The organism is uncultured Halorubrum sp. (genome assembly GCF_937146585.1).
GTDB lineage: Archaea > Halobacteriota > Halobacteria > Halobacteriales > Haloferacaceae > Halorubrum > Halorubrum miltondacostae.
The window spans coordinates 1-11,612 of the sequence record NZ_CAKZRO010000088.1 but is presented as its reverse complement, the minus strand read 5'-3'; the positions used below and the strand labels follow the sequence as shown (position 1 = coordinate 11,612).

General features: G+C 67.5%; 7 protein-coding genes. All 7 read right to left on the bottom strand.

The annotated features are described in order from the left end of the window. Window positions 1–5,027: DNA polymerase II large subunit (gene polC, locus Q0116_RS07775; protein WP_297886759.1), on the bottom strand; the 5,027-nt coding region annotated here is incomplete at its 3' end. A gap of 34 nt (window positions 5,028–5,061) precedes the next feature. After that, a complete protein-coding gene (locus Q0116_RS07770; RefSeq protein WP_006111540.1) occupies window positions 5,062–5,481 on the bottom strand; it encodes a PPC domain-containing DNA-binding protein in 420 nt (139 codons plus the stop codon). A 233-nt stretch (window positions 5,482–5,714) separates the two neighbouring features. Next, on the bottom strand, window positions 5,715–6,095 hold the full coding sequence (locus tag Q0116_RS07765) for a NifU family protein (RefSeq protein ID WP_297886758.1): 381 nt from the start codon (window positions 6,093–6,095) through the stop codon (window positions 5,715–5,717). 76 nt (window positions 6,096–6,171) lie between these two features. Next, window positions 6,172–6,501, bottom strand: coding sequence for a DUF5783 family protein (locus Q0116_RS07760; RefSeq protein ID WP_297886757.1), 330 nt, complete (start codon window positions 6,499–6,501; stop codon window positions 6,172–6,174). 236 nt (window positions 6,502–6,737) lie between these two features. After that, the gene (gene katG, locus Q0116_RS07755) at window positions 6,738–8,900 is read right to left on the bottom strand and encodes a catalase/peroxidase HPI (protein ID WP_297886756.1); all 2,163 of its coding nucleotides are present in this window, start codon (window positions 8,898–8,900) and stop codon (window positions 6,738–6,740) included. 161 nt (window positions 8,901–9,061) lie between these two features. Then, window positions 9,062–10,489: a dihydrolipoyl dehydrogenase gene (lpdA, locus tag Q0116_RS07750; protein ID WP_297886755.1), complete on the bottom strand. Its 1,428-nt coding sequence runs from the start codon at window positions 10,487–10,489 to the stop codon at window positions 9,062–9,064. Beyond that, window positions 10,489–11,612: dihydrolipoamide acetyltransferase family protein (locus Q0116_RS07745; protein ID WP_297886754.1), on the bottom strand; the 1,124-nt coding region annotated here is incomplete at its 5' end. The genes lpdA and Q0116_RS07745, both read right to left, overlap by 1 nt.

Here is an 11,612-nt window from a genome sequence, read left to right as displayed (position 1 = left end):
TCCGCGATGCCCGACTGCTTGTTGGTGTCGTCCTCGAAGATCGACTCCAGCGACTGGTCTAACACCTTCAGCCGCTGTTTCGTGTAGGGGCGGCAGTCGAACCGCTCCGCCACCTCGATGGCGGTGTCGACGTACTTGCTCACCGACCCCTCGTGGACCGTGAGGTTCACGCGGCCGCCGCACTCGCGGCACTCGCCCGTCAGGGGCATCCGGCGGTACTTCTCGCCGCAGTCGAGACAGCGCGTCTCCTGCCGCGAGAACGCCCGGAGGTTCCCGATGATGTCCGGCAGGAAGTGGTACTCGATGACGCGCTCGGCCACGTCCGTCTCGTCGACCGCGCGCAGCTTCCGGGCCAGCTCCAGCTGCGCGTCCATCTTCTCCATCATGTCGCCGAGCGTCTTGTACGCCGACAGGTCCGGCCCCATCGCGATGTCCGTCGTGTCGTGGGTGTGGTCGAACCCGTGGTACTCGTCGTCGGTCCCGAGCGTGTCCTCGCCGATCTGGATCAGCTCCTCGACCTCCTCCGGGTCGGCCATCTCCCGGGACGCCTCGTACAGCTCTTTGGGGTACTCCCGCACGATGTCGACGTTGTGCGCCTCGTCGTCGATCTCGGAGGGATCGATTCGCGAGGACATCACCAAGGGTGCATCCATGCGACCACCGCGTTGGTCCGGTAAAAATTCTTTCGAGAAGTTGAGAAGACCGTCCATAAGAAGCATCACGCAATCCTCGTCACCGTCACACTGACCGGCGTACACGTCGTTCGCGACGAGCGTGTTAGTCTCCTCAACGGTCAGACAGTATGTGGATTCGATGTCGGACTGGACCGTCTCGACAGAGACGACTTCGTCAACCCAAACCTCGCCACCGTCACCGAAGAGTCGCTGTGTTCGGGTATCGACGCGGTCCAGCACGTTAGTAAGCGTCTCCTCCTTGCGGTCGAGATGGAAGCCGACTTTTTCGGCGAACCGCAGGGCGTTCTGTGATGTGACTTTGAGAACCCAGGATTCGAACGACTGCTCGCCGTCGTAGAACTCGGCCACCGCACCCGTCTTCGGGGTACGCTCCTCGCGATACACTTTCGTAGCGATACCGAACCGCTTGAGGGCTGCGACTAGGTCGGACTGTAGGTCGTCGCTCACCGTATGTGCGCGAACCTCGACGCGTTCGCTAGACGTACTTCCGTCGCCGGAGAAGTACGCCGCGAGGAACGTTCGGAGAACCGAGTCCGGTGCGGAGAGGACGCAGTCCGGGATTCGTTTCGTCTCCGCACGACTCCCGGCGTCAAGAACATCCGAGAACAGCGTCGTGACGAGGCGACTGGAAACAGTAATCTTCCATTCGTTCTCCTCGAACGCCTCAACCTCAAATACGTCGTCAAAGACGTCAATTATCTCGTCGCGTGGCACGTCGTCCGGCGTACAGATTGTCGTCTGGTAAAACGACCCAGCCTCCTGCCGGGTGAACCCTTCTGCAGCGTAGTATCCGAGCATCGTGCCGACTGTCTCGTTGACATCGAACTGACGCGAAATCGAAGCGCTGTCTCGACGGATTCCAAGTGTCACGTCGGTGGAAACGCGTTCGACGACAGTGTCGCGGTCGTACAGTTCGAGCAGAACGCCAGCCGAGATGCTATCGCGAGACACCCAGTTGTACACCGTCGACTGACTAACGTCGAGGAGTTCCGCAACAGGCTTCAGGTAGTTCTCGGCGTCTGTCGCGTCGTCGAGGAGTTGTTTGAGGGTAGACTCGCCGATCCCTCGGATCATCAGGTCGTCGTTCGAAACGGCGTCCGTGTCGAGGAATTCCGCGAGCAGGTCGAAGGTCGCTGTTTCCCCGTCGACCGGGATCTGTTTCGGCGCGGGAAGCGCATCTTCGGTGGTTAAATCTCGGGCAGACACGCGCTCGACTCCATCACCGGTCCACCGACGCATCGAGTGGTCGGGCGTCACCGTCAGCTCCTGTCCACTCTTGGTTTCGACGCGGACGAGGTGGTCGGGCGAGGGATGCTTCGAGAGTGCTTCGACCCGTTGGAGCGTATCCTCGCCATCCTCAGTTACGGACGGTACGTACACGTCGTCATCGAGTTTCTGGACAAGCGTCCCGACGTCGTCCTCTTCAGCCGTTTCGGCGTCAAGTCGATCCTCAACGAGTGCCTCGATGGGGTCGTAGTGCCACTTTCCGGCTTCGTCCTCGTACCAGATTTTCGTCTCCGGGTGGAAGCAGTTCCGACGTTTCGCGGCGTGAAAGTACGGATGTGCGTATCCGACCGCGGCCGACGTGAAACCTACCACTCTCCCGACAGTCGCGGCGCTCGTGTGCGGCGCCATGCCGAAGACGAGCTCGCCGACGAGGTCGTCGCGCTCGTTCACCTCGTAGAAGCGGTCGAGCCCGTAGAACTGTTCGAGGAGGTCGTCGACGAAGTCCGCGGTCTTGAGCATGTGCTCGGCCGCGCCGTCCGAGAGGACGATGTCCTGGACGCGCAGTTCCACCACCTGGTCGTCGTGGCGCAGGGGCTCGCCGTCGACGTCGGTCTCATAGCCGAGCTCGCGGAAGTGGTCCGCGGTGACGTCGAGTTCCTCCGGGCGGACCGCGGTGACGGGGAGGTCCGTCATGTCGTAGCGGACCGTCCCGTCCTTGAACGACGTGACGCCGTTCTTCGCGCGGAGGACGCCCTTCTCGATCGGCTCCGGCGTCTTGTTCCGCGAGGTGAGCCCCTGGACGCCCTTGAGGATCTCGAAGGCGGACTCGCGCTCGCCGACCGTCTCCAGCGCGGTGCGGTACGCGTCGTTGACGTCGACCTCCTGATACCCCGCGGCCGTCACCTCCCACTCGCAGTTCGGGCACTCGACGCGGCCGGCCTCGTCGGGCTCGCAGACGGTGCCGCAGTCGTTGCACTCGTAGTGCGGCTCCGTGTGCGTCTCGCAGTCGGGACACAGCGCGGCGTAGGTGTGCTCGCCGCAGTCGGGACAGACGCGGTCGGAGACCTCCAGCTCGTGTCGCCCCCGGCGACCGGTGTCGTCCATCACGTTCGCGGCCTCGGCGACGTCGCGCTGGGGGCCGCCCGCCTCGTTGATCGGGAAGAGCGTGTGGACCGCCGGCGAGAGGTCGCGGCTCTCCGACTTCTCCGGGCGCCCCATCCGGTTGCCGATGCGGGTCGGGGCGCGCTCGCGCACCTCGAACGGGGCGACCTCGTTCACCGCGCGGATCGCGTTCTCGCCGTCGGCGTAGTCCCGGGCCGCCGCCGAGAGGTCGGCGGCGTCCCACTCTTTCCGGAGTCCGTCGTCGATCCCGAGCGACCGCGCGAGCGGCCGCCACGTCGGGATCCGGAGGGCGTCAGGGGTCGCGGCGTGTTCGATCAGCAGCGACTCCAGCGCGTCCTGGACCCCGTCGGTGCGCTCGATCGCGAGGACGCCCTCGACGACGTCGCCCGCGGCGACCGCGTCCGCGAGCGCCGCGACGGCGTCGACCGACACGTCGTGCCAGAGGTACGTGTACTCCGGGTGGAGCGGGCAGTCGTACTCCTCGGCCCACGAGAGCGCCCGGTCGACCGACGGGTGTTCGAGGTCGACGTGGGGGTCGTCGCGGAGCGCGCGGACGTCGGCCCCGGCCGCCTCGAACTCCTTGACCCACCACTCGGGGGCGTACGACGCGGGCGCGAGCGGGTGGTTGTTCTCGACGAACTCGCCGTAGTTGACGAGGTACTCGCCCAGGTCGAGCACCTTCTCGACGCCGTTCCGGAGCTCCTTCGCCTCCTCGGGGTCGTCGATCCGGCGGACCTCGCCGTTCGCGAGCCGGACCGTCGGACCCTCGATGGAGTCGACGGGGACGACGCCGTGCGCCTTCCCCGGGCGTTCCGTCTTGATCTGCGTCCCGGCCGCGAGGAAGTCGTCGACGATGTGCATCGTCGCGGGGTGGACGCCGCCGGTCGCGAAGCCGTGGTTGCGGGCGCGACCGTACCGGAGCCGGAAGCCGCCCGCCTCGCTGGGGTGGGTGAACACGGGCCGCCCCGCGATGAGGTCCCGGAGGAACTTCTGCGAGGGGTCGGCGCGGACCGGCCCGTCCGCGCCGGACTCGGTCGAGTCGTCGGCCTCCGGTTCGCTCTCCGCCTCGTCGCCGTCCTCGTCCTCCTCCGCGCCGTCGCCGCTCTCCGCCTCTTCACCGTCACCGTCGCCCGCCCCGTCCTTCCCGATCGTCCCGTCGATCAGGTCCTGGAGCCACGGCCAGTCGACCTCCTCGAGGTCGCGGGTGTACCGCTGGATCTTCGGGGCCTTCAGCGCGATCCCCTCTGCGGCGACGAGGCACATCCCGCCGCGCGCGGAGTTGGTGTCGACGCGTTCGAGGTCGCGGAACCCCGAGACCTCCTCGTCGCTCGTCGCCTCCCCGTCGAGCATGACGGGGATGTGCTTGGCGATGAACTTCGACTCCTTGTCCTTCGGCGTGTACTGGAGGCCGGTGTCCTTGTCGTAGAGGGCGATCTCCTCGGCGTAGCGCTCGACCTCCACGTCGCGGGGCTTGTACTCGTCGACGTCGAGCAGCGACCGGGCGTAGTCGGCGACGAGCACGGACAGCGCCTGCGCGGTCCCGCCCGCAGAGCGGATCGGACCGGCGTAATAGACGTTGACGAACTCCGTGCCGTCGTCGTTCTCCAGCAGCTCGACGCGGTCGATCCCCTCGATCGGCGCGGCGACGACCCCCTCGGTGAGCAGCGCGACCGCGGTCCGGACCGCCCCCTCGATCTTCCCCTCGCGGGAGTCGTAGTCACCGACGTTGCCGTCGACGAAGTCGGTGACCAGCTCCAGGGCCGCCTCCTCGCGGGACATCTCGCCCTCCAGGTCGCGGACGCGCTCCGCGACGCCGTCGATGCCGAGGATGTTCTCGACGCGGTCGGCCATGTCGCGGGCGATCGGGATCTCGATCTCCGGCTCGGGGTCCCGACCCTGCTCTTTGGCCGTCTCCGCGACGTCCCACGCCTCGTCCAGGCGCTCCTCGATCCGCGCGAAGTAGCGCTCGTCGTCCGGTCTCATCGGGCTTCGAGAGTGGGGCGACGCGCTCGGCGGGTCACAGCCACAGGTCGAGGTCGGTCGCCTCGTCGTGCGAGCGCTCCAGCGGCTCGGCGAACGCGCGGAGGTGGCACTCGCCGGCCCAGACGGTCGCCGAGTCGAGGTGGCCCGCGAGCGCCTGCCCGCTCGGCCGGGAGAGGACGACGTGGGTGTGTGCGAACACGTCCCCCTCCAAGAGCGAGACGTTGCCCACGCAGGCGGCCACCTCGAGCGGTTCGTCGAACGTGACCGAGCGGTACTCTGTTTCGTCCTGATCGTAGAACCAGACGTCCGCGTCCTGGACCGCCCCGAGCGCCGTGAACCACCCGGCCTCGACGTCCTCCGCGCGGGCGAGGGACTCGATCTCCTCGCGCCAGTCGGCCCCCGTCTCGAACCGCGCGACGTACTCCGCCGTGGGTTCGACCTCGCGATGGTACATAGCAACTCCCCATGACGGCCGGGGAGAAAAAGGCTTCAGTCGGGCCGAGTTGAGCCCGCGGTCCGAATTCGATATAGCGTTATGAGATACATGCGCTCGGCGGTGGGGGAGACTCGTGGAACGACGCTAGTCCCGAAACGTGGCGTCTCCCGGGTCGAAACGGCGGGTCAGCGCGAAACGGCGTTGCGACTCGCGAGGCGGAAAGAGAGAAGGTTCGGGTCGGCCGGGCCGACTCAGAACGGCGCTTGCGGGCCTTCGTCGTCGCCGTCGTCGTCGGTCGTCTCGCCGGGGAAGGAGGGGGACATCCCGCCGCCGCTGCTGGTGCCGCCGAGGTCGCCGTCCGCGCCGGCTTCCGCGCCGGTGTCGGCGTGGACCGTCTCGATCTCGGGGATCTCCTTGACCATCCGGGACTTGATCGCCTGAATCGTCATCGGGGAGATGCCGCAACCGGAGCAGGCCCCGCCGAGCTGGACCGTCACCTCGCCCTTCTCGCGGTCGAGGTGGGCGATGGCGGCGCTCCCGCCGTGCATCTGGATCTGCGGGAAGTTGCGCCGCAGGAAGTTCGTGATCCGCTCGCGGAGTTCGTTGTCCGCGTCAGCCGTGTCCGTGCTCATGCCCGCGAGTTGGCGGGCACCGGGCTTATGCCTTTGGTTCGCCCGGATACGGCGGGGAGACGCGCCGCGCCGGACCTCACTCCGGCCGGTCGACGCCGAGCGTCCGGTACAGTTCGGACTCGATCCGCTCGACGTACTCCTCGAGGGTCTCCTCGAACGTCTCGTCGTCGACCGCGACGGCGCCGCGGATGCGCTCGCGCGGGTCCTCCGGGAGTTCGACGCGGAACTCGCCGTCCTCGTAGAACGGCTCCGACTCGTTGAGCACGGTCTGGTCGATGCCGTGGATCAGCTCCGAGTCGTACCGGTCGTTCATCTGGTTGAACGCGTTCTTGTACGCCCGCTGGAGCTCGTTGAAGTAGTGCGCGTACTTGTCCTCGAACTTCTCCGGGTCGAACTCGTCGGCCATGTCGCGAGCATGGGTCCGGCGGGAAAAAAGGCGGTCGATCGCCGCCGAGACGGCGGAACGTCGGGAGTGCGGTCAGGCGAGGCGACCCGAGCGAATCGAGCCAGTAAATTGTATGTCGCGATATAGAATTGGTGAGCCGCGGGGGAAGTCGGCGATCGACGACCTGCGTAGCGAGACGCGAGCGGCGGAGCTACCCGGTTCGAGCGACTCGAAAAGAAAACCGACTGCGACGGACGTTACTCGAGGTCGAAGCGGTCCGCCTGCATCACCTTCGTCCAGGTGTCGACGAAGTCCTCGACGAACTTCTCTTCGCCGTCTTCCGCCGCGTACACCTCGGCGATCGAGCGGAGCCGGGAGTGTGACCCGAATATCAGGTCCGCACGGGTCGCCTTCCACTTGAGATCGCCGGTGTCGCGGTCGTAGCCCTCGAACACCTGATCTTCGTTGGACGGCTTCCACTCCGTTTCCATGCTCAGGAGGTTCGCGAAGAAGTCGTTCGTTAGCGCCTCCGGTCGGTCGGTAAGCACGCCGTAGTTCCTGTCGCCGTACGTCGCGCCGAGCGCCCGCATGCCGCCGACTAGCGCAGTCATCTCGTCGGGAGTCAAGTTCAGGAGGTCGGCCTTGTCGACCAACAGCTCTTCGGCCGGCCGGTCGGCGCCGTCCGGAACGTAGTTGCGGAACCCGTCGATCTCCGGCTTGAGCGCCTCGAACGAGTCGGAATCGGTCTGTTCGGCGGTCGCGTCGGTCCGACCGGGCTCGAACGAGACTTCGACGTCGTAGCCGGCGTCGGCCGCGGCCTCCTCGACGGCCGCGTTTCCGCCGAGCACGATGAGGTCGGCCAGCGACACCTGTACCTCGTCGTGCGACTCGTTGAACTCCGCCTGAATGCGTTCGTACGTCTCTAAGACCGTTTCCAGTTTCTCCGGCTCGTTGACCTCCCAGCCGCGCTGCGGGTCCAGACGAACCCGAGCCCCGTTCGCACCACCGCGCTTGTCGCTGTCGCGGTACGTCGACGCGGAGGCCCAGGCGGTCTTGACCAGCTGTGCCCGCGTGAGATCCGTCTCGAGGATCGCTTCCTTGAGCTGAGCGATCGCTTCGTCGCCCACGAGCTCGTACTCCGCGTCGGGGAGCGGGTCCTGCCAGACCATCGTTTCCTCCGGGACCTCGGGACCGAGGAACCGCTCCGGCGGACCCATGTCGCGGTGAGTCAGTTTGTACCAGGCCTTGGCGAACGCCATTCCGAACTCCATCGGGTTCTCCTGGAACGTCTCCATGATCTCCCGGTAGTCCGGATCCTTCTTGAGCGCGACATCCGTCGTGAGCATCATCGGCGTGACCCGCTCACCGTCGTCGAGAGCGTCCGGCGCGGAGTCTTCGAGTTCGCCGTCCTTCGGCGTCCACTGCCAGGCACCGCCCGGTCCCTTCTCCGGCTCCCACTCGTAATCGAGGAGGTTGTTGACGTACCCCATGTCCCACTCGGTCGGCGACTGGGTCCAGGGGCCTTCGATCCCGCTCGTGGTGACTTCGCCGTCCTCGACCGCGGCGTCGTTCTGCCAACCGAGCCCCATGTTCTCCATGGGTGCGGCCTCCGGCTCCGGTCCGAGCACCTCCTCGGGGTCGTCCTTGCCGTGGACTTTCCCGAAGGTGTGGCCGCCGGCGATGAGTGCCGCCGTCTGCTTGTCGTTCATCGCCATGCGGGAGAACGTCTGCCGGATGTTCTTCGCCGACGCCTCGGGGTCGGGCTGTCCGTTCGGTCCCTCGGGGTTGACGTAGATGAGCCCCATCACCGACGCGCCGAGCCCCTTCTGGATCTCGCCGGGTCGCTCGAAGCGGTTCTGGGTCTCCAGTTCGTTCTCCGGGCCCCACTTAACGGCCTTGTCGGTGTCGAAGTCATCCTCGCGGCCGCCAGCGAACCCGTACGTCGGGAAGCCCATCGACTCGACGGCGACGTTCCCGGCGAGGACGATCAGGTCGGACCACGACAGATTACGCCCGTACTTCTGCTTGACGGGCCAGAGCAGACGCCGAGCCTTGTCTAGGTTCGCGTTGTCCGGCCAGCTGTTGAGCGGCGCGAACCGCTGCCGAGCGCCGGCGGCTCCGCCGCGTCCGTCGTAGGCGCGGTACGTGCCGGCGCTGTGCCACGCCATCCGGATCATGAGCGGACCGTAGTGCTCGTAGTCCGCCGGCCACCAGTCTTGCGGCTCCGTGAGTGCGGCTTCGATGTCCTCTTTGACCGCCTCGAGATCGAGTTCCTGAAACGCCTCGCCGTAGTCGAAGTCCGGTTCCAGCGGGTCGGACTTCTGCCCGTTCTGATCGAGTATCTCCAAACTCAGTCGTTCGGGCCACCAGTCTTCGTTCGATTTTCCGGTAAATGCCTCGTCTGAACTGCTGCTAGCCATCTGTCCTTATATACCGGCCTCCGCCTGATAACAGTTGTTTGGCAGGGTTTCTCATTAAAATAAAAGTCACGGAGCTGAGACAAATATGTCTCGCTGAGTGGTGAATTTGCTACCGCGGCCGAAGGGGTCCGTTCGGGACGCGCTCGACGGCCGGGACGCACTCAGCGGTTCAGCGTGTGGATCGCCTGTCCGCGGGCGTTCTCCGCGGCCTCCATCACGGCCTCCGCGAGCGTCGGGTGGGTGTGGACGGTGGCGGCCACGTCTTCGAGGGTCGCGCCCATCTCGATCGCGAGCGCGACCTCCGCGATCAGCTCCGACGCCTCGGGCCCGACGATCTGCCCGCCGAGGACGAACCCGGTCTCCTCGTCGGCGACGATCCGGGCGAACCCCTCGGTGTGGCCGGTCGTCATCGCGCGGCCGGAGGCGTTGAACGGCATCTCGCCGACGACGGGGTCGAAGCCGGCGTCCTCGGCCTCGGCCTCGGTCATCCCGACCGTGCCGATCTCGGGGTCGGTGAACACCGCGGCCGGGACCGCCTGCCGGTCGAGCGCGGCGGGCTCCCCCGCGATCACCTCGGCGGCGACGATCCCCTCGTTCGAGGCCGCGTGCGCGAGCATCGGGTCGCCGGCGACGTCGCCGACGGCGTGGATGTGCTCGACCGCGGTGCGGGTGCGGTCGTCCGTCTCGATGAAGCCCCGGTCGTCCGTCTCGATCCCCGCGTTCTCGAGGTCGAGCCCGTCGGTGACGGGCTGGCGCCCGACCGCGACGAGGATCTTGTCGACGCCGTACGTCGACTCCTCGCCGTCCTCCGTCTCGGTGTGGAGGAGGTAGCCGCCGTCGGGGGCCTCGGCCCACTCGCTCGCGCCCTCGCCGAACTGGAACTCGACGCCCAGCTCCGCGGCGCGCTCGCGGACGACCCGCTTCACGTCGTCCTCGTAGGGGTCGAGGATGTCGTCGAGCATCTCGACGACCGTCACGTCGGCCCCGAGCTTGGCGTACGTGGTCGCCAGCTCCATGCCGATGTAGCCGCCGCCGACGATCCCGAGCCGGTCCGGGACGGTGTCGGCGTCGAGCGCGTCCGCGGAGCTCCAGACGTGGTCCTCGGCGAACTCGAAGCCGGGGATCTGGATCGGGCGCGAGCCGGTGGAGACGATCGCGTGTTCGAACGAGAGGGTCTCGGAGCCCTGCCCGTCGCCGCCGTGGGCGACCCGGACGGTGTCCTCGCCGACGAACGAGGCGGTCCCCTCGATCAGGTTCACGCCGTTCGCCTTACAGAGCTTCTCGACGCCGCCCGTCAACCGGTCGACGACGCCGTCCTTCCACTCGACCATCTTCCCCATGTCGACGGCGGGGTCGGCGTGGACGCCCATGAACTCCGCGTTGCCCGCCTCGTGGGCGAGCCCGCTCCCCGTGATGAGCGCCTTCGAGGGGATACAGCCCCGGTTGAGACAGGCGCCGCCGTAGGCGTCCTTCTCCACCAGCGTCGTGTCGAGCCCCTCCTGTGCGGCGCGGATGGCGGCGACGTAGCCGCCCGGCCCCGCGCCGATGACCAGTACCTCCGTTCCCGTGGTGACGTCTCCGACGACCATTATTCGTTGAGTAGCAGCAGCGGGTTTTCTAAGTGTTCCATGACGGCGTTCGCGAACTCGGCCGCGACCGCGCCGTCGACGACCCGGTGGTCGATCGACAGCGACAGCGGCAGCGTCGGGGCGGGGACGACCTCGCTCGCGCCGTCGCGCTCGCGCACGACCGGGCGCTCCTCGATGGCCCCGAGCCCGAGGATCGCGGTCTCGGGGTAGTTGATGATCGGCGTCGCGTACTCGCCGCCGATGGCGCCGAAGTTGGTGATCGAGAAGGTCCCGCCGTTCATCTCATCGGGCTTGAGCTTGCGCTCGCGGGCGCGGGCGGCGAGGTCGTTCACCTCGTCGGCCAGCTCGAAGAGCCCCTTCTCGTCGACGTCCTCGACGACGGGGACCATGAGGCCCGCGTCGGTCGCGACCGCGATGCCGAGGTTGTACTCCCCTTTCAAGACGATCTCCTCGTCGTCCTCGCGGAGCTCGCTGTTGAGGTACGGGTACTCCTTCAGCCCCGCGACGATCGCCTTCATCACGAACGGCATGTAGGTGAGCTTCACGTCGCTCGCCTCGGCCTTCGGCTTCAGCTCCGCGCGCGCCTCCACCAGCGCGTCGACCTCGGCGGTGTCGTGGTGGGTGACGTGCGGGGCGGTGTACTTCGACCGCTCCATCTGCTTGCCGATGGTCCGCCTGACGCCGCGGTAGGGGACGGTCTCGTCCCCCGAGCCGGAGGCGTCCGTCGCCGATACACCGGCGGTCGCGGCCGCGTCGGCCGGCGTCGCGGCGGCCTCGCCGGCGTCGAGGTCGACCGGCTCCGGCTCGGGCGCCGGTTCGGCGGTCGACTCCAGCGCGTCGGCGTACGCGTTCACGGCCTCAGCCGTGACGAACGCCTCGCCGTCGCGGGTCTCGTCGGTCGGCACGTCGTCGAGGTCGACGCCGCGCTCGCGCGCCGCCTTCCGCGTCGCGGGCGTCGCGAGCGTGGTGTCGCGGCCGGCGGGCTCGGGACCGCCCGCCGCGGCCCCGGCGGACGCCGTCGCATCATCGCCGTTCCGCTTGCTGACCGCGGCCTTGCGGTCGTCGGAGCCGGTGTCGGTCGGCGTCGGCGCGGGACGCGGCTCGGGCGCGTCGTCCGCGCCGC